Below are 26,457 nucleotides of genomic sequence, written 5' to 3'. Positions count from 1 at the left end.
TTTGTAAACTTAATTGACAAACTATTCTGGTTGTAAAATCTAAAAATCTTAGTTCATTCTATTCTTCTTTTTTTCTTTTGGCTTCGTTTTTTACTTTTTATCTCAGAATTATTTGAAAAAAGTTCTGTTTTCTAGTAAAATGAAGAAGATTATATATATAGGAGAAAGACATTGCTTACAGTATCAGATGTATCACTGCGTTTCAGTGACCGAAAATTGTTTGATGAAGTCAACATCAAATTTACAGAAGGAAATACTTATGGATTGATTGGAGCTAACGGCGCTGGAAAATCAACCTTTTTAAAAATTTTAGCTGGCGATATCGAGCCAACAACAGGCCACATTTCTCTAGGACCAAATGAACGTCTTTCAGTTCTTCGCCAGAACCACTTTGACTATGAAGAAGAACGGGCTATTGATGTTGTAATTATGGGAAATGAGCATCTCTACAACATCATGAAAGAAAAAGATGCTATTTATATGAAGCCTGATTTTTCTGATGAAGATGGTGTACGTGCGGCCGAGCTTGAGGGAGAGTTTGCTGAACTAGGTGGCTGGGAAGCTGAAAGTGAAGCCTCTCAATTATTGCAAAATCTCAATATTCCGGAAGATCTTCACTACCAAAATATGAGCGAGCTTTCTAACGGAGACAAGGTCAAAGTACTCTTAGCCAAAGCCCTTTTTGGTAAACCTGATGTCTTACTTCTGGACGAGCCAACTAACGGTTTGGATATTCAGTCTATAACTTGGCTGGAAGACTTTCTTATTGATTTTGACAATACAGTTATTGTTGTATCCCACGACCGTCACTTTTTGAATAAAGTCTGCACTCATATGGCCGACCTTGACTTTGGAAAAATCAAACTCTATGTCGGAAACTATGATTTCTGGAAAGAATCAAGCGAACTAGCGGCTAAGCTTCTAGCTGACCGAAATGCCAAAGCAGAAGAAAAAATCAAGCAACTTCAAGAATTTGTTGCTCGCTTTTCTGCCAATGCTTCAAAATCAAAACAAGCAACTTCTCGTAAAAAGATGCTTGACAAGATTGAGTTAGAAGAAATTGTTCCATCTAGCCGTAAATACCCATTTATCAGCTTTAAAGCAGAACGTGAAATCGGTAATGATCTCTTGACAGTGGAAAACCTTTCTGTCAAGATAGACGGAGAAACTATTCTTGATAATATTAACTTCATTTTACGTCCTGGCGATAAAACAGCTTTGATTGGCCAAAACGACATCCAAACAACAGCTTTGATTCGTGCCTTGATGGGTGATATTGAGTATGAAGGAACTGTCAAGTGGGGTGTCACAACCAGTCAATCTTACCTACCAAAAGATAATTCTCGTGACTTTGCTAGTGGTGAATCAATCCTTGACTGGCTGCGTCAATTTGCTAACAAAGAAGAGGATGACAACACCTTCCTTCGAGGATTCCTTGGACGCATGCTTTTCTCTGGGGATGAGGTTAACAAGTCTGTCAATGTCTTGTCAGGAGGAGAAAAAGTTCGGGTTATGTTATCTAAGTTGATGTTGCTTAAATCCAACGTTTTAGTCTTGGACGATCCAACCAATCACTTAGATTTGGAATCAATCTCTAGCTTAAATGATGGCTTGAAAAATTTCAAAGGATCCATTATTTTTGCTAGCCATGACCATGAATTTATTCAAACCTTGGCCAACCATATCATTGTCCTGTCTAAAAATGGTGTGATTGACCGCATTGACGAAACCTATGATGAATTCTTGGAAAATCAGGAAGTTCAGGCAAAAGTCAAAGAACTTTGGAAAGATTAATCCCTTGTCAATTTACGTTTACAAAGCTTTACAGAGGCATGAAACAACGTTTCTGCCTCTTTCTATATAAGAAATATGAATCACATTAAAGAATACTTTAAAAAAAATTGGCCTTATTTTTGTGCCTTCTTTCTTCCATTTTTCATCATGTTCTTTGTCTACTTGATGTACGGAATTTACTGGAATAGCGAAACGTCTCCCTTGCTTGGTGACGGCTTTCATCAGTATGTCATTTTTGACACCAACCTAAGAAATATCCTCCATGGCACAGACAGTATTTTCTATACTTTCTCTAGTGGACTGGGCCAGAATTTCTATGCTTTATCCAGTTATTATTTAGGTAGCTTCTTATCTCCTCTGGTTTATTTCTTTAATTTGAAATCAATGCCAGATGCCGTCTATCTATTTACCTTAATCAAGTTTGGATTAATTGGACTCTCTACCTTTATCAGTATCAAAGGAATATTTAAAAAGATTCCAGCTTTACTCATCATCACTCTTTCAACTTCATTTTCTTTAATGAGTTTTTCGGTCAGTCAATTGGAAATTAAAACCTGGTTGGATGTGTTTATCCTTGCACCTTTGATTGTGCTAGGTTTACATAGATTGATAATTGTAAAAGGCAGAGTACTATACTTTACAACACTGTCAATCCTCTTCATCCAAAATTATTATTTTGGTTATATGATGGCAATCTTTTTGCTCTTTTGGTACCTTCTTCAATTATCTTGGGATTTCAAAAATAGAATTAAAAGTTTACTTGACTTTACAATCGTATCTGTTTTAGCAGGTCTGACTAGCCTAATCATGATTCTGCCAACTTACCTAGACATAAGTACTCATGGTGAAACCTTAACAAAAGTTTCTTCCTTATTGACAGAAAAAAGTTGGTTTTTAGATGTGTTTGCTAAAAATTTTATTGGCAGTTTTGATACAACCAAATATGGTTCTATCCCTATGATTTATGTCGGAACCTTCCCCTTGATTCTGGCTATCTTATTTTTCACCTTAAAATCTGTTAAGTTTCACGTGAAACTTTGCTACTTTTTACTCATTGCAATTTTTATAGCTAGTTTTTATCTTCAATATTTAGACTTGCTTTGGCAGGGAATGCATGCACCGAACATGTTTCTTCACCGTTATTCTTGGCTATTTTCTCTGGTAGTTATCTATATGGCTGCTGAGACTTTAAATCGTTGGAAAGATGTGAAATTGATGAATGTTGCCATTAGTTTCACTTTGCTCAGTCTCGGATTCATTATGACGTTTATTCAGAGAAAACATTATGACTTTTTGGGTCCTGAGAATTATATTCTAACATTAGAATTTCTGCTGGCTTATCTCTTGATTAGCTTTGTCTTAGCAAAATCTTCTATTCAACCAAAAATCATTCTCCCTGTCTTGCTATTCTTTGTTACTTTTGAATTGTCGCTTAATTCCTATTATCAAGTTGGAGGAATTGCTAAAGAATGGGTATTTGCCACTCGTTCATCTTACGCTAGTCATCTTGACGAGATTGACAAGCTTGTCAATTATTCCAAAAAGGAAAATATTGACTTTTTTAGAACTGAAAGATTGAATCCACAAACAGGAAATGACAGTATGAAATTCAACTACAATGGAATTTCCCAGTTCTCATCTGTCAGAAATACTCAGGCAAGTTCTACTTTAGATAAACTTGGTTTTAAATCAGCGGGAACAAATCTGAATCTCCGTTATCAAAACAATAGTATTTTGATGGACAGTATTTTTGGTGTTCGCTACAATCTATCTGAAACAGATCCTCAAAAATTTGGTTTTCTTCCTGAGAAAACTGAAAAAGAAATGTCTCTCTACCAAAATGATGCTGCACTTGGTTTAGCTTTTCTGACCAATGATATTTACCATGATGTAAAGTTTACAAATTTGACCCTAGATAATCAAACAGAATTTTTGAATCAATTGACTGGCTTTGATTTTAAATATTATGATAAAGTAGATGCTATAACTACTAATGAAAATGTCAAGCAAATTGGTAACAGAGTGACTGTGGATGTTGACAGAGAACAGAATACAAGCTTTGCTAGCGTAGTCTATACTGTCAATGTACCTACTAACAGTCAACTATATGTTAATGTTGCTGGGATTGATTTTAGTAATGATGATCAGACAGATGTTGACATTACTATCAATAACTTTACAGAACGTTATACAACTAATAATGTATTTCCTTTCTTTAATGCTGGCTATTTCAGTCAAAGTCAAACAGTATCTATTCGCTTTACATTTCCAGACAATTCGACAGTTTCTTTTGATACGCCAGAATTTTTTGCCGTTAATACTGAGCAATATCAAAAGGTCATTCAAAAATTAAAAGAGCAGCCCGTTTCCACAACTACTGATTTAAACACAGTAAAAACAAACTATAGAGCGGAAAAGGATACTTCATTATTCTTTACCATTCCTTATGATAAGGGATGGTCAGCCACTCTGAACGGAAAGCCTATCACACTAAAACGAGCTCAAAATGGCTTTATGAAATTAGATGTGAAAAAAGGAGAAGGAAATGTCGTCCTCACTTTCATTCCTAATGGACTGAAAGAAGGTAGCATTGCCTTCATATCTGGTATAATCTTATTTGTTTACTATAATTTTCTACGTAGAAAACGACAGAGAATGTAAATATATCAAAAATAAGATCTTTACCAATATAAAAAATAAGGCTCTTCACTAAAATGCTAGTGAGGGCCTTTTCTTGAACAATAAAAAAACACCCACTAGGAGTGTCTCTAGCTCCGGCAGTAGGACTCGAACCTACGACATCATGATTAACAGTCATGCGCTACTACCAACTGAGCTATGCCGGATAATATAGTCCGTACGGGATTCGAACCCGTGTTACCGCCGTGAAAAGGCGGTGTCTTAACCCCTTGACCAACGGACCATATGGTATGCTCTCTTTCAGAACATATTCCATTATATCAGGTTTTTAAGCTTTGTCAACTCTTTTCCCTTTATTTTCGAAAATATCTTTCAGATATTTCACTCTTAAACGAGTGACTGGACAGCGATGATTTTCGTAAAAAATAATTTCTCGATTTTTCTTGTCATAATCAACAATGTTGCCAATATTAACCAGATAAGATTTATGTGGTGAAAAAAATCGTTTAGATTTCTGATCTTTTTCTTGAATATCTGTTATCGTTCCATAAAACTCCTTGAGAAAATTTTTACCGACAATCCGAAGTTTATGAGAGCTCCCTGTCGTTTCGATATACAAAATATCGTTATAAGGCATTCGAACATCATTGCCACGATAACTATATTCAAAATAATCTACCATATTGGTATTTTCAATTAGTGTACTCTTAGTGTAAAGAATACTGTCTTTGATTCTATTTTTAAAAGCATCATTGTTGATATCTTTATCGATAAAATCAAGTGCTGATACTTTATATTTAAAAGTCATAGTAGCAAATTCAGATTTTGAGGTTACAAAAACTATAATGGCATAAGGATTATGATGACGTATAAATTGAGCTACTTCCAGCCCTTTTGTTTCCTCCCCCTTAATGTCAATATCCAAAAAATAAAGCTGGTTAACGTCTCCATTTTCAATATATTTTTTGAATTCTTTGATTTTTCCTGTAACCTGAACCTGGATGTCAATTCCAAGTTCCTCAGCAATTTCTGCTAATGTCGTTTCCATCCTGACTTGATGAGATACGGTATCCTCTAAAACTAACACTTTCATAAATTCTATCTCCTAATTGTTAAAATCTGTGTAAAATTGCTTGGCTCAATTTGTGTATCAAGAGTGATAAATTCATACCTATCTAAAATTTCCTTGATGTTATTTAATCCGTAGCCTCTATTTTCTCCTTTAGTTGAAAACTCGGGCTGATAGAGTTCTTCCAAATCCAATTTTCCTTCTTTACGAGAATTTTGAACAACAAAAATGGTTCTATCATCCAGTTGAACCAGAGAAACATGGACAATTTTTTCCAGGCTGTCAATGGCACTCTCAATAGCATTATTTAATAAAATACTAGCAATTCTCACAAGATCTAACAGCTTGATTGGAAGGCGTTCCACTTTATCCTTAACTTCAAAAGTCAGCTGAATCTGATGTTCACGCGCTTGAAAGATTGTCTCAGTCATAACACTTCTTAAAGCTGAATCTCCTACATTATTCAAATCAAAAACTGTATATTTATCTGAACGCAGGTTCAAATTTGCATCAGCCAAGACCTCTTGATAAATGTGCTCAATTTCCTTGATATCTCCAGTTTGAATAGCCACTTGCATACTTGTCAGCATGCTAGCATAATCATGACGAAAACCTTTGATTTCATAGTACAATCTCACAATTTCATCAGTATATTCCTGAAGTCGAAGCTGTTCAGATTCTTTTTGGCGCAAACGCTCTTCTTTCTCGTATTTCTCACGGCTGTCCTTGAATGTCACCAAGGTAGAAAGAAAGGCCAAGAAACAAATAGTAGCAATCATACTGCTAAAACTGTTGAAATGCTTTATATTACTAATCCAGTGAGAGAGATTTAAAATCAGCCAATTCATCGCATATAAACTACTAATCATCAGAATCTGAGATTTAAAGAAACTTCTTTTAAGATAATCTATTCTGAAATCAAAAATATCAATAACCTTTACCATAAAGAACAAGGATATTAAGTTGATACATGTCAGAAACAAGCCCATGTACTGAGCTACAAAATCATCTCCTAAAACAGATGAAATAATAACTGAAAAGAAAGTAGTAGAGCTATCAATTGACAAACATAAAAAGAAGGAAAGTAAGAAAGATTGATATTTTTTAATTTTTTCAACTCTACAAAAATACCAAACTATAAATAGAGGGAGAAAAAATGACAGTGTATATGATGGAATTGTGCTAGAAAATGAAAATATGTGTCCTAAAAAAGCAATTATAAACGGAATTATAATCTCAAGACCAAAGCAAACAGCCACAAAAAAGCGAGTATGCTTAATTTTAGTGATTTTTGATAAAATCACTAAAAATGCAGCTACATTAATAAAAGGATGAATAATTAATCCGATTATTTCAAGTGACATAAATTTCTCCCCCTAAACTTTAAAATTCTTATCTTCCAAAAATCCAACCCCATGGATTTGGAACACCTCTTAAATCCCAAAAGGTTTGAACAAGTGAATTGCTATTTGCAGCAATTTGAAAAGAATAGATTTTCATAACTATCTCCTGTCTTTTTATCTTGTAAGTCACCTTACATTTATCATTATAGAAAAATAAAAAGAGTTAGTGACAATTTTCCCTGAAATGTCATTTTTTATCCCCAAAATGACATTATACCAAAAAAATAGAAGAAAAAAACACGAAATATTGTAAAATACTTCGCATTTTTTACCTTTCTGATCTCAGCAGGATTCGAACCTGCGACCGTTCGCTTAGAAGGCGAATGCTCTATCCAGCTGAGCTATGAGACCAATACCATCTCATTCTATCAGAAAATAGGGTTGCCGTCAAGATTACTTATGATAAGGACTCCCTTGCTGAATCATAAAAGCTCGATAGATCTGCTCTATTAAAACAAGGCGCATCAGTTGATGAGGTAAGGTTAATTTGCCAAAACTCATCAGAAGATTTGCCCGTTTTTTTACTGTAGGAGATAAACCTAAACTTCCTCCGATAACAAAAGTAATATCAGAAAAACCACGCACTGTAGTATCCATCATGAGCTGACTAAACTTTTCTGACGGAAATTGCTTTCCTTCAATTGCCAAAGCAATAACAAATTCACGCTCATTGATTTTAGCCAGAATTTTATTTCCTTCTTTTTCAAGAATCTGCTGATTTTCTAAATCACTAGCTTTATCAGGTGTTTTTTCATCCGCTAGCTCAACCATTTCCACCTTGCAGAATCGATTGAGACGCTTCATGTATTCAGCAATTCCATCCTTTAAATATTTTTCTTTCAGTTTTCCAACTGTTACAAGTTTTATTTTCATAAGTTTATTCTATCATATTCATCTATACTTCACACTTTATTAACAAGTAAAATTTATCTGGGAATCGGCTAATCTGTGTATTTTCTAATGCCTATCAACAGTTTTTCTAAGTTTTCCACAAGATGTGGAAAACTTAGAGGATTTAAGTTATAATTAAGTTTAGCTAACTATAATTTCATCAATTGTAATTCAAGGAGGAAAACATGAAAAACTCTTCAAATGCCATCAAAAAGGCTTTATTGCTTTTTGCAGTGTTAATTGTAGGTTTTATCGGCGGAAGTTTAGGGAATTATGTTACTACATTAGTAACTTCACGTGTAAAAATGAATGGAAATTCAACAACCAGTGTAACTACTTCATATAAAAACTCTACTGACATTTCAGAAGCTGTGAAAAAGGTTCAAAATGCCGTTGTTTCAGTAATTACTTATGCTGAATCTTCCAGCAGCGTTATCAATGATGAATCTTCCAACGATGAATCACAAATCTCCAGTGAAGGTTCTGGCGTAATTTATAAAAAAGATGGAAAATCAGCCTATCTGGTAACCAACACCCACGTTCTTAATGGATCAACCAATGTAGATATCTTACTAGCTGATGGAAACAAGGTTCCAGGTGAAGTAGTTGGATCAGATGTTTATTCAGATATCTCTGTTGTTAAAATTAGCTCTGAAAAAGTAACTGATGTCGCAGAATTTGGAGATTCTGGTTCTCTGACAGTTGGTGAAACAGCAATCGCCATCGGAAGCCCTCTTGGAACAGAATACGCTAACTCTGTCACACAAGGAATTATTTCTAGTTTAGGCAGAAACGTTACATTACAATCTGAAAATGGTGAAAATATTTCAACAACTGCACTGCAAACAGATGCTGCAATCAATCCTGGTAACTCTGGCGGTCCGCTGATTAACATCCAAGGACAAGTTATTGGGATTACTTCAAGTAAAATTTCAACAAATGGCCAAACCTCTGTTGAAGGGATGGGATTTGCGATTCCATCTAATGATGTCGTAAATATTATCAATCAACTTGAGAAAAATGGAACAGTCACACGTCCTGCTTTAGGAATTCAAATGATGGATTTATCTAATCTGACAACTTCTGATTTTTCTAAATTAAATCTTCCTTCTTCAGTGAAATCAGGTATTCTTGTTCGCTCTGTTCAGCAAGGAATGCCTGCTGATGGCAAACTTCAAAAAAATGATGTCATTACAAAAGTAGATAACACAGATGTGGAATCCACTAGTGACCTTCAGTCTGCTCTCTACAAGCATAGTATTGGAGATGAGGTAGAGATTACTTATTACCGAGATGGTAAATCTCAAACAGTCAAAATCAAACTCACTAAATCAACAAAAGAGTTAAGCTCAAATTAACTTATTTACAAGATTGTCAACACACCTTTACACAATCGTAAAGGTGTGTTATTCTATATACAAATGGAAAACTTTCAATATATTGCACTTAAAGACATTCGAACCAATCCTTATCAGCCTCGTAAACAATTTTCACAAAAAAAGATTGAGGAATTAGCGTCATCAATCAAAGAAAATGGTCTCATTCAGCCAATCATTCTTCGGAAATCTTCACTTTTTGGTTATGAAATTTTAGCAGGAGAACGGAGATTTAGAGCTGCCTCTTTTCTTGGCCTAGAAACAATCCCAGCTGTCGTAAAAGAATTATCTGATGATGAAATGCTGAAACAGGCTATTATCGAAAATCTTCAAAGAGAAGACTTGAATCCTATAGAAGAGGCTGAGTCTTATCAAAATTTGATTGACAAAGGCTTGACACATGATGAAATTGCTAAAATCATGGGAAAATCTAGACCCTATATCAGCAATATTGTCAGACTTTTACAGCTGGCTAAAGAAGTTCGCCAAGCTATCAAGGAAGAAGAGATATCTCAAGGACATGCTCGCCTGCTGGTCCCCTTAAAAGAAGAAGAACAGTTACTATGGCTGAACAAGATCTGTCGAGAAGATTTATCGGTTCGAGCAGTTGAAAAGCTTCTCCAGCAAAAAAAGAGTCTCAAAAAGAAACCTAATAAAGAACTGTTTGCTAAATCTGAAGAGGAAAAAATTAAAAAAATTCTCGGTCTGGAAGTTTCTATTCAGTTAAAAAGCCAGAGTAAAGGAAAGCTGATTATTCCTTTTGAAAGCGAAGAAGAATATCAAAGAATTATAAACAGTTTTAAATAAAACTGTTATTTTCTTTTTTTAAAATAACAAAATTATCCACTGTTAAATCAATTAGGAAGCCTATTAAAATAAGAAATTTTAGCTTTATTCACATTCTGTGGATAACTTCAGCTAACAATGTGAATTCTTTTCCAGTTCTTGTGGAAAACTTTGAACCTTTATGATAAAATAAGATGCGTATGAATCAGAAAATTATAGAAAAGGAGGGAAGTTATGACCAAAGAACAGGACTTTTGGAATCGTATTTTAGAATTGGCTCATGCTCAGCTAAAACAGACAACTTATGATTTCTTTGTTGCTGAAGCCAAGCTTGTCAAAGTTGAAGAAAAGCAAGCTGTTATTTTCCTAGATAGTCCAGTAAAACAACTATTTTGGGAGCAAAACTTAGTAGGAGTTATTCTTACTGCAGGATTTGAGATTTTTAATGATCAGATTGCTGGAAAATATATTTTTGAAGAAGAAACTAACACTGAAACTCCGAAATCTGCAGTAACCAGTCCTCAAATCAGCACTGTTCAGCCAAGCTTGCCACCTATTGATACTGGCTTAAAGTCAAAATATACCTTTGATAATTTTGTTCAGGGAGACGGAAATATCTGGGCTAAAGCTGCTGCCTTAGCGGTATCTGAGAATCTAGCCACAACCTATAATCCTCTTTTTATCTATGGAGGACCTGGCCTGGGTAAAACTCATTTATTAAATGCTATTGGCAATCAAATTTTAGAAAATATTCCAGATGCGCGTGTCAAGTATATACCGGCTGAAACCTTTATTAACGACTTCCTTGAACATTTAAGATTGGGAGAAATGGATAGCTTTAAAAAAATCTATCGTAGTCTGGATCTTCTGCTGATTGATGACATTCAATCTTTAGGAGGAAAAAAGGTTTCAACTCAGGAAGAATTTTTCAACACTTTCAATGCTCTTCATGGTGAAAATAAACAGATTGTTTTAACCAGCGACCGCAGTCCTGATCATCTGGACAATTTGGAAGAACGCTTGGTAACACGTTTCAAATGGGGATTAACTCAAAATATTACACCGCCAGATTTTGAAACACGAATTGCAATTCTGCGAAACAAAATAGAAAATTTGGATTATATTTTCCCGAATGATACCTTGGAATACCTTGCAGGACAGTTCGACTCCAATGTCCGCGACTTGGAAGGTGCTTTGAATGATATCAGTCTCATCGCTAGAGTTCGTCATCTGAAGGAAATCACTATTGATATCGCTGCAGAGGCTATTCGAGCACGCAAACAAGATTCAAGCCAGGTAACAGTTATCCCGATTGACAAGATTCAGTCTGAAGTTGGGAAATTCTATGGTGTTAGTGTCAAAGAGATGAAAGGCAGCCGTCGAGTGCAAAATATCGTTTTAGCTAGACAGGTAGCTATGTATCTGACTCGTGAGCTGACTGACAACAGTCTACCTAAAATTGGTCGTGAGTTTGGCGGGAAAGACCATACGACTGTTATCCATGCACATGGAAAAATCAAAACCATGATTGAATCAGACGACAATTTACGTTTAGAAATTGAAAGCATCAAGAATAAAATTAAATAGTTTGTGGAAAACTACAGAATTTTTTCAAAACTTATCCACACTTTGTGAACAAGTCTCAAAACTTGTTAGAATAAGGATGAAGCTATTTTTCCACATAATTCACACAAACTACTATTACTATTAATATTATAATCATAAATAAAAAGGAGATCCCATGATTCATTTTTCTATTAATAAAAATCTCTTCTTACAAGCGTTAAATACTACTAAAAGGGCTATCAGCCATAAAAATGCAATTCCTATTCTTTCTACTGTAAAAATCGATGTTACCAAAGAAGGAATCACCTTAATCGGCTCGAATGGTCAAGTGTCGATTGAAAACTTTATTTCTACTCAAAATGAAAATGCAGGCTTGCTTGTCAACTCAACAGGCTCAATTTTATTAGAAGCGACTTTCTTTATTAATGTTGTTTCCAGCTTGCCAGATATTATTTTGGATTTTAAAGAAATTGAACAAAAACAAATCGTCTTGACTAGCGGCAAATCAGAGATTACCCTGAAAGGAAAAGACGCTGACCAGTACCCACGAATCCAGGAAATTTCTGCCAGCAATCCCTTGGTTCTTGAAACAAAAATTCTCAAAGATGTCATTAACGAAACAGCTTTTGCAGCCAGTGTTCAGGAAAGCCGTCCAATTTTGACTGGTGTTCACTTTGTTTTGACAGATAACCGTTCTTTGAAAACAGTTGCGACAGACTCTCACAGAATGAGTCAAAAGAAAATTACTCTGGAGAAAAACGGAGATAATTTCGACGTAGTCATTCCAAGTCGCTCTTTACGTGAATTTACGGCTGTTTTTACCGATGAAATTGAAACGGTAGAGGTTTTCTTTGCTAACAATCAAATTCTTTTCAGAAGCGAAAATATCAGCTTCTACACCCGCCTCTTAGAAGGAAATTATCCAGATACAGATCGTTTGATTCCAACTGAATTTACGAGTGTCCTTACTTTTAATACTTCTGATTTACGTGCAGCTATGGAACGCGCTCGTCTCTTGTCTAATGCCACACAGAATGGAACAGTTAAACTGGAGATTGCAGGCGGTGTTGTCAGTGCCCATGTAAATTCACCAGAGGTCGGCCGTGTTAACGAAGAAATTGATACAGAAAGTGTAACTGGCGAAGATTTGACCATTAGCTTTAATCCAACTTATCTGATTGATGCTTTGAAGGCCATTGACAGTGAAAAAGTAACGATTAGTTTTATCTCATCCGTTCGTCCTTTCACCTTGGTACCGAGTGAAGACACAGAAAACTTTATTCAGCTGATTACACCTGTCAGAACTAATTAAGATGAAAAGCAGTGAGCCAAGTTAAAGATTTTTACTTCTTGGTCCTAAGGTCTTTTCATTTACAAAGTACGATAGATGCTTAAGTTTTCTTCCTGGACGACAATGATAGTTCCTTGAAAGGAGAAAAAAATGTATGAAATTGGTCATTTTGTAGAGATGAAAAAGCCACATGCCTGCACCATTAAAGCGACTGGGAAAAAGGCGAATCGCTGGGAAATCACAAGGGTTGGTGCAGATATCAAAATTCGTTGTACTAATTGTGAACATCTTGTAATGATGAGTCGTCACGATTTTGAAAGAAAAATGAAGAAAATAATAGATTGAACTAAAAAATCATCGTAAATGCTATTGTAGAAAACTAATTTGCATTGCTGAAGATTAGATTTAGATTTTTTTCTGATTTTTCAATCAAAAATGGATAGAACTTAAAAAGTCCTATCCATTTTGCTTTTATTTAAGATCTTCAAATTTACCGTCTTTAACTTCTTTATAACCTGCTTTTTCAAGTAATTTAGCAGTTTCTTTATAGCTGATATAATCCGCTTTTTGATTACCAGATGTTTGAAGAAGCTGTTTACTTTGTAGTTCTTCAATATCAGCTTTACTGAAATCAATTGTCAGTTTTTCAGTTAAATAATCATCTTTGTACTCGATTTTATGAGTTAATCCTTTGATACCCTCAATAGATTTAGCATAGGCTTCTGTCTGCTCTTTAGCAGTGTCTTTTGTCAAGCCAACTGGTTTATAGTAGAAGGTGTTGTTTGTTTCGTTTATAAGAAGCTCATCACCTTTATATTCAACAGTGATGCGGCTATCTTGTTTAGTATTTTGGTCAATCAGCTGGAAATAAGCTTTTTTAGGACTGCTGCAGGCAGCTAAAACAAACAAAGCGGAAACCGCAAGGAAGGAAAGAAAAAGTGTTTTGAAAGTATTCTTTTTCATTAGGGACTCCTTTAATAAGAATATTAGCTATATTATACCATTTTTTTCTTCAATTTATTTTACATTTTTGTAAAGAAAGCTAGAAAAAATAACTTAAATCCGCTGTTTAGGATAAGGATTTATGGTATAATGGTTTGGATTGAAAAGATGAATGGAGAAGATAAGAATGGCTTTGACAGCAGGAATCGTTGGTTTACCCAATGTTGGTAAGTCAACTTTATTTAATGCAATTACAAAAGCAGGTGCAGAAGCAGCTAATTACCCTTTTGCGACAATTGATCCAAATGTCGGGCGGGTAGAAGTTCCGGATGCTCGTTTAGATAAATTAACAGAACTCATCAAACCACAGAAGAAAGTCCCAACAACTTTCGAATTTACTGATATTGCTGGAATTGTGAAAGGTGCTTCAAAAGGAGAAGGACTAGGGAATAAATTCTTAGCCAATATTCGCGAAGTAGATGCTATCGTCCATGTAGTACGTGCCTTTGATGATGAAAATGTCATGCGGGAACAAGGCCGTGAGTCTGAATTTGTAGATCCAATGGCTGATATTGAGACCATTAATCTCGAATTGATTTTAGCAGACCTGGAAAGTATTAACAAACGTTATGCGCGCGTAGAGAAGATGGCTCGTACTCAAAAAGATAAGGATTCAGTGGCAGAATTTAATGTCTTACAGAAAATTAAGCCTGTCCTGGAAGATGGTCTGTCAGCTCGCACAATTGAATTCACAGAAGAAGAACAAAAAATCGTTAAAGGACTCTTTCTTTTAACGACTAAGCCGGTTCTCTATGTGGCCAATGTCAGTGAAGATGAGGTAGCAGATCCAGATAATATTGACTATGTGAAGCAGATTCGTGAATTTGCAGCTACAGAAAATGCTGAAGTTGTTGTCATTTCAGCGCGTGCAGAGGAAGAGATTTCTGAATTGGACGATGAAGATAAGTCAGAATTTCTGGAAGCTATCGGCTTGACAGAATCAGGTGTGGATAAACTGACCAGAGCAGCTTATCATCTGTTGGGACTTGGAACCTACTTTACAGCTGGTGAAAAAGAAGTGCGTGCCTGGACCTTTAAGCGTGGAATGAAAGCTCCTCAAGCGGCTGGTATTATTCACTCAGACTTTGAAAAAGGCTTTATTCGAGCAGTGACTATGTCTTATGATGACCTAGTGCACTATGGCAGCGAAAAAGCAGTTAAAGAGGCTGGACGTTTGCGCGAAGAAGGAAAAGAATATATCGTTCAAGATGGCGATATTATGGAATTTAGANTTAATGTGTAAAGTATTTGTAAAGTTTAAAAATTCTAGGTTGGAAATTTTTTTCCAGCCCTTTTGGCTTTTATAAAGGAGAAAAATGGTAAAGTTAATAGTCGGTCTGGGAAATCCAGGAGAAAAATATATCGAAACCAAGCATAATGTTGGTTTTATGCTGATTGACAAGATTTGTAAAGATCTTGATTTAAAGTTTACAGCTGATAAAATATTTCAAGCAGATATTGCCTCTACTTTTCTAAATGGTGAAAAAGTTTATTTTGTCAAACCAACTACATTTATGAATGAGAGCGGAAAGGCCGTTCAAGCTTTACTAGCATATTATGGTTTAGATATAGAGGATTTATTGGTCATCTATGATGATTTGGATATGGAAGTTGGTAAGATTCGTTTGCGCAGCAAGGGTTCAGCTGGTGGCCATAACGGTATTAAGTCTATTATCAAACACATTGGAAGTCAAGAGTTTAAACGGATAAAGATAGGGATTGGCCGTCCAAAAGAAGGCATGACAGTGGTTCACCATGTTCTAGGAAAATTTGATACAGATGATTATATAATGATTCTGAATACTCTTGATAAGGTTGACAATGCTGTAAATTATTATTTACAGTCAGGCAATTTTGAACAAGCAATGCAGAAGTATAATGGATAATAAAATGAACTTGATTGATTTATTTTGTCAAAACCAGCAAATTTCAGATTGGAAGAAAAATCTCCATAAAAGCAGCAGACAGTTGATAATGGGATTGTCTGCATCAACAAAAGCGATTACTATAGCGGCTGGATTAGAAGAAGCGGATAAAATCCTTGTGCTGACTTCTAGTCAAAATGAAGCAGATCGTTTGGCTAGTGATTTGATTTCTTTGTTGGGAGAAGACAAGGTCTATACGTTCTTAGCAGATGATACTCCTATAGCAGAATTTGTTTTTGCTTCACAGGAAAAAATATTTTCTAGATTAGATGCTCTAAACTTTTTAATAGACCATCAAAAGTCTGGAATTCTAGTTACTAATGTCGCAGCCAGCAAATTACTCTTGCCTGATTCTATTGATTTTAAAAATACCAATATAAATTTGACAGTTGGACAAGAATATGACCTAAATAATCTTGTAAAGATGTTGTCAAGATCAGGATACAAGAAGGTGTCTCAAGTTTTAAGTCAGGGAGAATATAGTCTAAGAGGAGACATCTTAGACATTTTTGAGCGCTCAGCAGAGGCACCTTATCGCCTGGAGTTTTTTGGCGATGAAATTGATGGTATTCGGATTTTCAATCCAGAAAATCAAACTTCAATCCAGAATATAGAAAGTATTTTGATTAAACCTGCTTCTGATATCCTGCTTTCTGAGAAAGATTATGCTCGAGGACGGGAAAATCTGGAAGCTATTTTAGAAAAAGCTGTTGATCCTGCTTTGAAATCTTACTTAGAAGAGCTACTAATAAGTGCCAAAGAGGAGTTCCATCATGCAGATATTCGTAAATTCCTTTCTTATTTTTATCAGAAAGAATGGACTATTTTAGACTATTTGCCTGTTCATAGTCCTGTATTTTTTGATGATTTTCAAAAAATTGTGGATCGGCATGCTCAATTTGAATTGGAAACAGCTGGCTTATTGACAGATGATTTACAAAAGTGTAAAGCTTTGTCAAGCCAAAAATATTTTGCAGATAAGTACCAAGATTATCGTCAATATAAACCAGCAACCTTCTTTTCAAGCTTTCAAAAAGGTTTGGGAAATCTGAAATTTGATGCTTTGTATCAATTCAATCAGTACCCAATGCAAGAATTTTTCAGTCAGTTTCCCTTGCTCAAGGAAGAAATTAATCGTTATAAAAAATCTGGCTATACAACAATCTTACAAGCAAATTCTTCGTCAGGTTTACAAAGTTTACATAAAAATTTACAGGAATATGGTATTCATTTAGACTATATAAAAGAGGCTGAGATTCACAAAAATGCAGTTCAGCTTATAGAAGGAAATCTTGTTCAAGGCTTTAATTTCGTAGATGAGAAAATTGTTCTTATTACAGAGTACGAAATTATTCACAAGAAAATAAAACGAAAAATCCGGCGTCAGAATATCTCAAATGCTGAACGACTGAAAGATTATAATGAGTTAGAAAAAGGGGACTATGTTGTCCATAATATTCATGGGATAGGACGTTATCTGGGAATAGAAACGATTGAAATCTCTGGTGTCCACCGTGATTATCTGACGATTCAATATCAAAATTCTGATTGTATTTCGATTCCAGTTGACCAGATTGATCTCCTATCAAAGTATGTTGCCAGCGATGGAAAAACACCTAAGGTAAATAAGCTTAATGACGGTCGTTTCCAGAAGAGTAAGCAAAAAGTTCAGCATCAGGTTCAGGATATTGCGGATGATTTGATTAAACTATATGCTGAACGCAGCCAGCTAAAAGGTTTTGCTTTCTCAGCGGATGATTCTAATCAAGAGGAATTTGACAATGATTTTCCCTATGTTGAAACAGAGGACCAGCTAAGAAGTATTCAGGAAGTGAAGAAGGATATGGAAAGCAGTCGTCCGATGGACCGGCTCTTAGTTGGTGATGTTGGCTTTGGGAAAACAGAAGTAGCTATGCGGGCTGCTTTTAAGGCTGTCAATGATCATAAACAAGTAGCTGTATTAGTGCCAACAACGGTTTTAGCTCAGCAGCACTATACTAACTTTAAAGAACGGTTTAATGATTTTGCGGTCAATGTAGACGTACTCAGCCGTTTTAGGAGTAAGGCAGAACAAAAACAGACTCTGGAGAAGTTGCAGAAGGGACAAGTTGACATTATTATTGGAACCCACCGACTCTTATCCAAAGATGTAGAATTTGCGGATTTAGGTTTAATCATCATTGATGAAGAGCAGCGTTTTGGAGTTAAGCACAAGGAAACATTAAAGGAATTGAAAAAGAAAGTTGATGTCCTGACCTTGACAGCAACTCCTATTCCTCGAACTCTTCATATGTCTATGCTGGGAATTCGCGATTTGTCAGTCATTGAGACCCCGCCTACCAATCGCTATCCTGTTCAGACCTATGTTTTAGAAAGCAATCCTACAGTAATTCGAGAAGCTGTCTTACGTGAAATAGACCGAGGTGGACAGGTTTACTACCTTTACAATAAGGTTGACACAATTGAACAGAAAGTTTCGGAATTAAGAGAGTTAATCCCAGAAGCTTCTATAGGCTATGTTCATGGTCAAATGAGTGAGATTCGTTTAGAAAATACTCTACTGGATTTCATCAATGGAGAATACGATATTTTGGTGACTACAACCATTATTGAAACTGGGGTTGATATCCCAAATGCCAATACTTTGTTTGTAGAAAATGCTGACCACATGGGGCTGTCAACCTTGTATCAACTTCGTGGACGGGTTGGCCGCAGCAATCGGATTGCCTACGCTTATCTAATGTACAGACCAGATAAAATCTTAACAGAAGTTTCTGAAAAGCGTCTAGAGGCTATTAAAGGATTTACAGAGTTAGGCTCTGGATTTAAAATTGCCATGCGAGATTTGTCTATTCGAGGGGCTGGCAATATTCTAGGAAGCATGCAATCTGGCTTTATTGATTCTGTTGGTTTTGAGATGTACTCACAGCTTCTAGAAGAGGCCATTGCTAAAAAGCAGGGTAGAGAAAATAAACGTCAAAAGAGCAATGCAGAACTTAATCTGCAGATTGATGCCTATCTGCCTAGTGACTATATTTCTGATGAAAGACAGAAGATTGAAATTTATAAGAGAATTCGTGAGATTGACAGCCGTGTAAACTATGAAAATTTACAGGATGAATTGATTGATCGTTTTGGGGAATATCCTGATGTTGTAGCCTATCTGTTGGAGATTGGACTTGCTAAGTCTTATTTAGATCAGGCATTTGTAAAGTCAGTGGAACGCCAGCAGAATGCAGTAATTATTCATTTTGAGAAGATTTCGCAGCAACTTTATCTGACACAGGACTATTTTGAAGCACTTTCGATGATAACTTTAAAGGCTCGAATTGGAGAAAAAAATGGTTTAATTGAAGTAATTTTTGATGTGAGGAACAAAAAAGATTATGAGATTTTAGAAGGTCTGGTTAATTTTGGAGAAAAGATGCTAGAAATTAAACAGCGCAAGGCAGAATAAAGGTTACAATTCAGTGAAGTTTGGCTTTTTAAGCTCTATTTTTCTCAAAAAATGGTAGAATAATAAATTAAGAGAAAATGAGGTAATAGGATGAGATTAGATAAATATTTGAAAGTGTCACGGATTATCAAGCGACGTCCAGTGGCTAAAGAAGTAGCTGACAAGGGTCGGATAAAGGTTAATGGTATCTTGGCCAAGAGCTCAACAGATTTGAAAGTGAATGACTTGGTTGAAGTACGCTTTGGTAATAAACTCTTGACTGTAAAGGTTCTGGAGATGAAAGACAGTACTAAAAAAGAAGATGCAGCTAAAATGTACGAAATAGTCAGTGAAACAAGGATAGAAGAAGATGCCTAAAAATATCGTCCAACTCAATAATCGTTTTATTCAAGATGAAAATCAACGCCGCAGATATGTGGATCAGGAACGGCGGAAACGCAACCGTTTTATGGGCTGGGTTCTGATTTTGGTTATTCTCTTATTTATTCTACCTACCTATAATTTATACCAGAGTTATCAAACCTTGCTGCAGCGTCGTGAACAGTATTCTAAACTTCAGGAGAAATATCAAGCGCTCAGCGAAGAAAAGGTCTACCAATCTGATATAGCAGCCAAATTAAAAGATGATAGCTATGCGGCTAAGTATGCACGCGCTAAATACTCTTTTTCAAAAGAGGGTGAGTACATTTATACTATCCCAGATTTATTGCCACAGTAGTTATGGAAGATTTATTAAAAACAATTGAGCAGTTCTTGGAATTTTCTGATGAAAAATTAGAAGAACTGGCTGAAAAAAATCAAGCTTTGAAACTTCAAGAAAATCAAGAGGAAAGGGGAAAACATGCGTAAGTTTTTGTTATTGATATTTTTGCTGCCAGCTTTATTTAGCAGTATCACCGTTATTAGTACTGAAAAAGATTTCGTATTAGACGAAGAAGAAAAATATCATTTTACAAGCACTACGTATGGACGCTATTATGACAGCATCCCGACAAATCCTAATGTTTATGAAGAAACTCCTACATTTACAGATTCTATTCTGAGTAAGACTGCTGGAAAGCTAGTTCCAGACCAGCCAATCCAGATAACAGGATTTTATGTAAATGAAGAAGGAGTTCCGATTTTTAAGCTGAAAAACGGGCAGTTTGTGATAGCAGACAAAAACACAATTTACGAAGATACTGTTCAATCAATCGAAGATATCCAACAAGAAATGTGGCTGAAGTCTGGCTTTACTCTCTATGATAAAGCCAATGTTAATGGAGCTAAAAAAGTCAATACAACATTAGCTCCATATACAAAAGTAACGATTGTTCAAATTGTCCAGACTGTCAAAGGAACTTATGCCCAGATTGAAGGACAGGGCTGGGTTTCTATGGAATTTCTGGATGAGACTGATAATCGAATGGACAAAGTTCAAGAAATTCTGAGCAGTAAGTATAACAAAGCAGACTACTCTATCTATGTCAAACAGCTGGACACAGGCAAAGAAGCAGGTATCAATCAAGATCAAGAGATGTATTCGGCCAGTGTGACAAAACTGCCTTATCTTTACTATGTGCAGGAACAGCTAGATCAGAAAAAACTTTCCTTAGATCAGAAGTTCAAGTATATTGGAGCAGTTAATGATTTTGCAGGTGCTTACGAACCAGAAGGAAGTGGCAGCATTGCTAAGTCAGCTGATGACAAGGAATATTCAGTTCAGGATTTGATAAATCGAGTGGCCAAAGAATCAGATAATGTCGCCCACAATATTTTGGGCTATTATGCGACCAATCAATCTGATAAACATTTTCAGCAGACGATCAACAAAATAGCTGGAAAGAAATGGGATGTGGAAGAAAGACAAGCATCTTCACGTATGGCTGGAAATGTTTTGGAGGCTATCTATGAGCAAAATGGCATGATTATTGATGCCTTGTCTCAGACAAATTATGATAATCAGCGGATTTCTAAGAATATTGACGCTAAAGTGGCTCATAAAATTGGCGACGCCTATGATTTTAAGCACGATGCTGCAATTGTCTATGCAGATTCCCCTTTTATCATTGTCATTTTTACTAATAATTCAAACTATGATACCATTTCCCAGATAGCAGACGATGTCTATGGAGTCCTGAAATGATCAAGCAAGAATTTCTTAAAAAAATGCAGGAGAAAAAGTATTTCCAAGACCATCGAAAAGTTTTGGTTGCTGTATCAGGTGGACTGGATTCTATGACACTGCTGCAGCTGTTGATTGATTATCAAAAAGAACTGGCTATTGAGCTTGCGATTGCTCATGTCAATCACAAACAGCGGCCAGAGTCAGATCAAGAAGAAAAGGCATTAGTAAAGATTGCGGAACAGCTTGGTGTAAAGATTTTTACATCAAGTTTTTCTGGTAATTTTTCAGAAAATACTGCTCGGCAGTTCCGTTATGATTTTTTCGGGAAAGTGATGCAGGAGGGGGACTATACAGCTTTGGTAACTGCCCACCACGCAGATGACCAAGCTGAGACTGTTTTTATGCGGCTGCTGCGTGGAGCTAGACTTCGTCATCTGTCCGGCATGAAAGCTGTCCAGTCTTTTGCTTGCGGGGAGTTGATTCGTCCTTTGCTTACTTTTCATAAGTCAGACTTTCCAGATATTCAGCATTTTGAAGATAGCAGTAATTTTCAAAATGACTATCTCAGAAATCGAATTCGCAATCTTTATCTGCCGGATCTAGAAAAAGAAAATCCACAATTTAAGGATTCTTTGCGGTATCTGGGAAAGGAAATCGAAGATTGGCAGACCGCTTTGTCTTACTTGACCAGAGATTTAGATATAGAAAATGTCCAAGTCTTTCATCAGCAAATCCCCCAGGTTCAACGTTTTCTATTGCAGAACTATCTCGGAAATTTTCCTGGACTGAATTTGAGCAAGCAGCAGTTTGAGGAAGTTTTAAACATCCTTCGGACTAAGGCAAATTATCAGCACACTTTGAAAAAAGACTATGAGCTTGTTAAAGATTATCAGCGTTTTGAAATTAGAAAAATCAGTCGTAAGCCCGATTTAAAAATGGATTCAATTTTGTTAGAATTTGAGAATCTGATTGAGTTTGGGCATTATCGATTTTCATTCGGGATTCCTTTGAGTGGTAAAAATATCCAGAAAATTTTTGTTTCGCGTGAAACTTCGCTGACACTTCGCTTCCGAAAAGAGGGAGACAGTATTTTGCTGAATGATCATCACAAGAAACTTCGTCGTCTTTTTATTGATAAGAAGGTTTCCTTTGAAGAACGGAATTCATCTGTAATAGTGGAACAAAATCATCAAATTTTAGCAATCTTAAATATTGCTATCAGTGATTTGAGTAAGGCATTAAAAAGTGATATAATGAGTACTGTACTTTATATTCAGAAAATAGATGGGTAAAATTATGCTAGAACAAGATATCAAAAAAATATTGATTTCCCATGATGAAATCGTGGATGCTGCAAAAAAGCTTGGTCAGCAATTAACCAAAGACTACCAAGGTAAGAATCCAATTTTTGTTGGAATTTTAAAAGGTTCCGTGCCTTTTATGGCTGAGTTAATCAAGCATATTGATACACATATTGAGCTTGATTTTATGTTGGTCTCCAGCTACCATGGTGGTACTGCTAGCTCAGGTGTCATTAATGTTATTAAGGACATTGATCAAGACATCACAGGACGTGATATCCTATTTGTTGAGGATATTATTGATACTGGTCAGACTTTGAAAAATCTGTGCAATTTGTTTAAGGAAAGAAATGCTGCATCAGTTAAAATTGCTACACTTTTGGATAAGCCAGAAGGGCGTATTGTTGAAATCAATGCAGATTATACATGTTTCACAATTCCAAATGAATTTGTTGTTGGATATGGATTAGATTACAATGAGAACTATCGTAATATTCCATATATTGGTATTTTGAAAGAAGAAGTTTATACAAAATAAAGGTTTACTATTAATAGATGAAAAATAAGCGAAACAATGGTTTTATAAAAAATCCATTTCTCTATATTCTGATTATTGTTGTCCTAGTGACAGGGTTTCAGTATTTCTTCTCAGGAGATACTGGCGGTCGCAGTCAGCAAATCAATTACACAGAATTAGTGAAGGAAATTAAGGAAAATAATGTCACAGAGATGAGCTACCAGCCAAATGGCAGTGTCGTCGAGATTTCAGGTACTTACAAAACACCTCAGGAATCGAAAGAAGATACAGGGATTTTATTTTTCACTCCAAATATTTCTAAAGTAGAAAAATTCACAAGTATTATTTTACCGTCAGATATTACAATTTCTGATTTACAAAAATTAGCCTCTGAGCATAACACTGAAATCAGCATAAAGCGCGAAAGTTCAAGCGGAATGTGGATTACAATCCTCACTTCCATCGTTCCTTTTGTGATTGTCATCTTCTTCTTTATGTCCATGATGAATCAAGGTGGAGGCGGTGGTGCTCGCGGTGCCATGAATTTCGGCCGCAATAAGGCGCGTGCTGCTAACAAAGAAGATATCAAGGTTCGTTTCTCGGATGTAGCTGGTGCCGAGGAAGAAAAGCAAGAGCTAGTAGAAGTTGTTGAGTTTTTGAAAGATCGGAAACGTTACACCAAACTAGGTGCTCGTATTCCTGCTGGTGTTCTTCTAGAAGGCCCTCCAGGAACTGGTAAAACCTTGCTTGCTAAGGCAGTTGCTGGAGAAGCAGGTGTTCCTTTCTTCAGTATCTCAGGTTCCGACTTTGTAGAAATGTTTGTTGGGGTTGGAGCAAGCCGTGTCCGTTCTTTGTTTGAAGATGCGAAAAAAGCAGCTCCTGCTATTATCTTCATCGATGAAATCGATGCAGTCGGTCGTCAGCGTGGTGTTGGTCTTGGCGGTGGTAACGATGAGCGGGAGCAAACCCTCAATCAGCTCTTGATTGAAATGGATGGTTTCGAAGGCAATGAAGGAATCATTATCATTGCGGCTACTAACCGTTCAGATGTATTGGATCCAGCCTTGCTGCGTGCTGGCCGTTTTGACAGAAAAGTCTTGGTCGGCCGTCCTGATGTTAAAGGTCGGGAAGCTATTCTTCGTGTTCATGCTAAGAATAAGCCGCTGGCTAAAAATGTTGATTTGAAACTAGTTGCCCAGCAGACACCAGGTTTTGTTGGTGCTGATTTGGAAAATGTCTTGAATGAGGCTGCTTTGGTTGCTGCCCGTCGTAACAAGAAAGTTATCGATGCTGATGATATTGATGAAGCAGAAGACAGAGTAATCGCAGGACCTTCTAAGAAAGATAAAACGGTGTCTGAACGCGATCGACAAATGGTTGCTTATCATGAAGCTGGACATACTATTGTTGGTTTGGTATTGTCAAATGCGCGTGTCGTACATAAGGTAACCATCGTACCTCGTGGACGCGCTGGTGGTTATATGATTGCCCTGCCTAAGGAAGACCAAATGCTTCTATCTAAAGAAGATATGAAAGAGCAATTAGCTGGTCTTATGGGTGGTCGTGTGGCTGAAGAGATTATCTTTAATGTTCAGACAACGGGTGCTTCTAATGACTTTGAACAGGCAACTCAGATGGCCCGCAGTATGGTAACAGAATATGGAATGAGTGAAAAACTTGGTCCAGTTCAATATGAAGGAAACCATGCCATGTTTGGTGCAGCCAGTCCTCAAAAATCAATTTCAGAACAGACTGCATATGAGATTGACGAAGAGGTAAGAGAACTTCTTAATGAAGCTCGTAACAAAGCTGCAGAGATTATCCAGTCCCATCGTGAAACTCATAAATTAATTGCTGAAGCGCTTCTTAAATATGAAACTTTGGATAGTAATCAGATTAAATCATTGTATGAAACTGGCAAAATGCCGGAAGAGTCTGAACTTGAATTAGATAAAGAAGCTCATGCACTTTCTTATGATGAAATTAAAACGAAAATGGAAGAAAAAAGTTCCGAGTAAAAGAAGTTGGAGAAACTCCAACTTTTTTTCTCTTTTTCTGAAATAATTATTGACAAAGGAAGAAAAGCTGATATAATGGAATATGTTCTGCAGAAGGACAAGAAATGGTCCGTTGGTCAAGGGGTTAAGACACCGCCTTTTCACGGCGGTAACACGGGTTCGAATCCCGTACGGACTATATAATCCGCCATAGCTCAGTTGGTAGTAGCGCATGACTGTTAATCATGATGTCGTAGGTTCGAGTCCTACTGGCGGAGCTAGGTTTAAAAAATCAAATGTGTAAGCATTTGATTTTTTTCTTGCTTTCATACTTCGCACAATCCTCCCAAATGACTAAATATACGCCTGAAATGACTTAAAAACAGTTATTCGAGTCAGAAGAGCTCCTGAAAGATGCTTTTTAGAAGAAAGAGCCCACCTTACTTTCTATTTACAGTAGAATTAAGTCAAGTAAATTTTAAGGAGGAACTATGGATTTTAGAACTACTTATGAGAAGGTAAAATGGATAGTTTGGAAGTGTAAGAAAGATTACTATATACACTTGTGGGAACATAGTGATTGGGATCAAGAAGGAATGTTAGTTTTATACGAACTTCTACTTAAAGAAAAAGGAATTGAAAACGATGAGGAAAAACTCTATCGTTATTTCAAAACAAAATTCAGAAATCATATACATGATAAAATTCGTAAACAAGAAAGCCAAAAGCGCAAATTGGACCGCCAGCCTTATGAAGAAGTGAGTGAGATTGGTCATCGTTTGAAGTCAAAAGAGTTGTTTCTAGATGAGTTAGTTGCCTTCAGAGAAGCGATTGACAATTATAAAAGAACTCTTGATGATGTTGGATTGNATAATTATCAGAGGTTGATGAGCAACGAGCGCTTTAAAGGAAGAAGAGCCATGCTTAAAGATTTAAAAAATCACTTAAAAGATTTTCAAGATAATACGATTTTATAATGAACAAACTTGATGACTTTATTTCTGTTTTACTAGAACAGGTTAGAGCATCAAGTTTTTTTATTAAATAAAAATAAAAAAAGATTAAAAAAGGTATTGACAGTTGGGTGGTATAGGTGATATACTAATATAGTTGTCGCGAAAGACAAAGCCCTTTGAAAACTGAACAAGACGAACCAAGTGCAGGGTGACATAGAAATATGTAACCTGTCAAAAAAACGAGAAAATAAATCTGTCAGTGGACAGTAATGAGTGCGAACTCAAACTTTTTAATGAGAGTTTGATCCTGGCTCAGGACGAACGCTGGCGGCGTGCCTAATACATGCAAGTAGAACGCTGAAGAGAGGAGCTTGCTCTT

At 36.1% G+C, this 26,457-nt stretch carries 23 protein-coding genes, 5 tRNA genes and 1 rRNA gene; 21 read left to right on the top strand and 8 right to left on the bottom strand.

Translation table 11 applies throughout. The annotated features are described in order from the left end of the window. The first annotated feature begins 171 nt into the window (after positions 1-171). Together D8886_RS10415 and D8886_RS10410 are read left to right on the top strand one after the other, a co-directional pair. Complete coding sequence (locus tag D8886_RS10415; protein ID WP_125435524.1) at positions 172-1,794, top strand: ATP-binding cassette domain-containing protein; 1,623 nt, start codon at positions 172-174, stop codon at positions 1,792-1,794. A gap of 75 nt (positions 1,795-1,869) precedes the next feature. Continuing rightward, positions 1,870-4,455 carry a YfhO family protein gene (locus D8886_RS10410; protein WP_125435522.1) on the top strand — a complete coding sequence of 862 codons (2,586 nt, stop codon included), beginning with the start codon at positions 1,870-1,872 and terminating at the stop codon, positions 4,453-4,455. 111 nt (positions 4,456-4,566) lie between these two features. Here D8886_RS10410 and D8886_RS10405 read toward each other — a convergent pair. The 7 genes from D8886_RS10405 to rlmH form a co-directional block, all read right to left on the bottom strand. Continuing rightward, positions 4,567-4,640 (bottom strand) — tRNA-Asn (locus tag D8886_RS10405). 5 nt (positions 4,641-4,645) lie between these two features. Then, positions 4,646-4,717 (bottom strand) — tRNA-Glu (locus D8886_RS10400). Between the two features lie 45 nt (positions 4,718-4,762). Beyond that, the gene (gene comE / locus D8886_RS10395) at positions 4,763-5,527 is read right to left on the bottom strand and encodes a competence system response regulator transcription factor ComE (RefSeq protein ID WP_002905684.1); all 765 of its coding nucleotides are present in this window, start codon (positions 5,525-5,527) and stop codon (positions 4,763-4,765) included. A gap of 5 nt (positions 5,528-5,532) precedes the next feature. Next, positions 5,533-6,867 carry a competence system sensor histidine kinase ComD gene (gene comD, locus D8886_RS10390; RefSeq protein WP_125435520.1) on the bottom strand — a complete coding sequence of 445 codons (1,335 nt, stop codon included), beginning with the start codon at positions 6,865-6,867 and terminating at the stop codon, positions 5,533-5,535. A 28-nt stretch (positions 6,868-6,895) separates the two neighbouring features. Beyond that, positions 6,896-7,003, bottom strand: coding sequence for a hypothetical protein (locus tag D8886_RS10385; RefSeq protein ID WP_002894290.1), 108 nt, complete (start codon positions 7,001-7,003; stop codon positions 6,896-6,898). 180 nt (positions 7,004-7,183) lie between these two features. Continuing rightward, positions 7,184-7,257 (bottom strand) — tRNA-Arg (locus D8886_RS10380). A 42-nt stretch (positions 7,258-7,299) separates the two neighbouring features. Further along, on the bottom strand, positions 7,300-7,779 hold the full coding sequence (rlmH, locus tag D8886_RS10375; RefSeq protein WP_125435518.1) for a 23S rRNA (pseudouridine(1915)-N(3))-methyltransferase RlmH: 480 nt from the start codon (positions 7,777-7,779) through the stop codon (positions 7,300-7,302). Between the two features lie 203 nt (positions 7,780-7,982). On the opposite strand from rlmH, the gene htrA reads away from it, so the two are divergent. From htrA to D8886_RS10350, 5 genes are all read left to right on the top strand, one after another. Beyond that, entirely contained in the window at positions 7,983-9,155 is a 1,173-nt protein-coding gene (htrA, locus tag D8886_RS10370; protein ID WP_002901929.1) for a serine protease HtrA, read from the top strand. A gap of 63 nt (positions 9,156-9,218) precedes the next feature. Beyond that, on the top strand, positions 9,219-9,980 hold the full coding sequence (locus D8886_RS10365) for a ParB/RepB/Spo0J family partition protein (RefSeq protein ID WP_002907626.1): 762 nt from the start codon (positions 9,219-9,221) through the stop codon (positions 9,978-9,980). A 213-nt stretch (positions 9,981-10,193) separates the two neighbouring features. Continuing rightward, positions 10,194-11,546 carry a chromosomal replication initiator protein DnaA gene (gene dnaA, locus D8886_RS10360; protein WP_002907628.1) on the top strand — a complete coding sequence of 451 codons (1,353 nt, stop codon included), beginning with the start codon at positions 10,194-10,196 and terminating at the stop codon, positions 11,544-11,546. A 154-nt stretch (positions 11,547-11,700) separates the two neighbouring features. Then, positions 11,701-12,837: a DNA polymerase III subunit beta gene (dnaN, locus tag D8886_RS10355; protein WP_002907629.1), complete on the top strand. Its 1,137-nt coding sequence runs from the start codon at positions 11,701-11,703 to the stop codon at positions 12,835-12,837. A 129-nt stretch (positions 12,838-12,966) separates the two neighbouring features. Beyond that, positions 12,967-13,161, top strand: coding sequence for a DUF951 domain-containing protein (locus tag D8886_RS10350; protein ID WP_002894296.1), 195 nt, complete (start codon positions 12,967-12,969; stop codon positions 13,159-13,161). 126 nt (positions 13,162-13,287) lie between these two features. On the opposite strand, the gene D8886_RS10345 is transcribed toward D8886_RS10350, so the two are convergent. Next, complete coding sequence (locus tag D8886_RS10345; RefSeq protein WP_002894297.1) at positions 13,288-13,779, bottom strand: DUF1307 domain-containing protein; 492 nt, start codon at positions 13,777-13,779, stop codon at positions 13,288-13,290. A 166-nt stretch (positions 13,780-13,945) separates the two neighbouring features. On the opposite strand from D8886_RS10345, the gene ychF reads away from it, so the two are divergent. From ychF to D8886_RS10275, 14 genes are all read left to right on the top strand, one after another. Further along, positions 13,946-15,061, top strand: a complete 1,116-nt coding sequence (ychF, locus tag D8886_RS10340) for a redox-regulated ATPase YchF (RefSeq protein WP_125435516.1) — start codon at positions 13,946-13,948, stop codon at positions 15,059-15,061. Positions 15,062-15,134: 73 nt separating this feature from the next. Continuing rightward, the gene (gene pth, locus D8886_RS10335) at positions 15,135-15,704 is read left to right on the top strand and encodes an aminoacyl-tRNA hydrolase (RefSeq protein ID WP_002907631.1); all 570 of its coding nucleotides are present in this window, start codon (positions 15,135-15,137) and stop codon (positions 15,702-15,704) included. Then, on the top strand, positions 15,697-19,200 hold the full coding sequence (gene mfd, locus D8886_RS10330; protein WP_125435514.1) for a transcription-repair coupling factor: 3,504 nt from the start codon (positions 15,697-15,699) through the stop codon (positions 19,198-19,200). Before pth ends, mfd begins: the two co-directional genes overlap by 8 nt. Before the next feature lie 90 nt (positions 19,201-19,290). Next, on the top strand, positions 19,291-19,557 hold the full coding sequence (locus tag D8886_RS10325) for an RNA-binding S4 domain-containing protein (protein ID WP_072073213.1): 267 nt from the start codon (positions 19,291-19,293) through the stop codon (positions 19,555-19,557). Next, positions 19,550-19,918 carry a septum formation initiator family protein gene (locus D8886_RS10320; RefSeq protein ID WP_125435512.1) on the top strand — a complete coding sequence of 123 codons (369 nt, stop codon included), beginning with the start codon at positions 19,550-19,552 and terminating at the stop codon, positions 19,916-19,918. The genes D8886_RS10325 and D8886_RS10320 overlap by 8 nt, the downstream gene beginning before the upstream one ends. Positions 19,919-19,920: 2 nt before the next feature. Further along, on the top strand, positions 19,921-20,049 hold the full coding sequence (locus tag D8886_RS11840; protein ID WP_004190478.1) for an SP_0009 family protein: 129 nt from the start codon (positions 19,921-19,923) through the stop codon (positions 20,047-20,049). Continuing rightward, positions 20,042-21,325 (top strand): serine hydrolase, encoded by a 1,284-nt coding sequence (locus tag D8886_RS10310; protein ID WP_125435510.1) that lies wholly within the window; start codon positions 20,042-20,044, stop codon positions 21,323-21,325. The genes D8886_RS11840 and D8886_RS10310 overlap by 8 nt, the downstream gene beginning before the upstream one ends. Further along, entirely contained in the window at positions 21,322-22,599 is a 1,278-nt protein-coding gene (gene tilS, locus D8886_RS10305; RefSeq protein ID WP_125435508.1) for a tRNA lysidine(34) synthetase TilS, read from the top strand. Before D8886_RS10310 ends, tilS begins: the two co-directional genes overlap by 4 nt. 4 nt (positions 22,600-22,603) lie before the next feature. Beyond that, entirely contained in the window at positions 22,604-23,146 is a 543-nt protein-coding gene (hpt, locus tag D8886_RS10300; RefSeq protein ID WP_125435526.1) for a hypoxanthine phosphoribosyltransferase, read from the top strand. A 17-nt stretch (positions 23,147-23,163) separates the two neighbouring features. Beyond that, positions 23,164-25,143: an ATP-dependent zinc metalloprotease FtsH gene (gene ftsH, locus D8886_RS10295; protein WP_125435506.1), complete on the top strand. Its 1,980-nt coding sequence runs from the start codon at positions 23,164-23,166 to the stop codon at positions 25,141-25,143. Positions 25,144-25,249: 106 nt separating this feature from the next. Continuing rightward, a tRNA-Glu gene (locus tag D8886_RS10290) sits at positions 25,250-25,321 on the top strand. Positions 25,322-25,326: 5 nt separating this feature from the next. Further along, positions 25,327-25,400, top strand: a tRNA-Asn gene (locus tag D8886_RS10285). Positions 25,401-25,613: 213 nt separating this feature from the next. Beyond that, positions 25,614-26,099 (top strand): sigma-70 family RNA polymerase sigma factor, encoded by a 486-nt coding sequence (locus tag D8886_RS10280; RefSeq protein WP_125435504.1) that lies wholly within the window; start codon positions 25,614-25,616, stop codon positions 26,097-26,099. A gap of 268 nt (positions 26,100-26,367) precedes the next feature. Next, positions 26,368-26,457: ribosomal RNA gene (locus tag D8886_RS10275) — 16S ribosomal RNA — on the top strand; the annotation flags it as partial.

The sequence above is a fragment of the Streptococcus sanguinis genome, assembly GCF_003943655.1.
Classification (GTDB): Bacteria; Bacillota; Bacilli; order Lactobacillales; family Streptococcaceae; genus Streptococcus; species Streptococcus sanguinis_F.
This window is presented reverse-complemented; position numbering and strand designations above follow the sequence as displayed.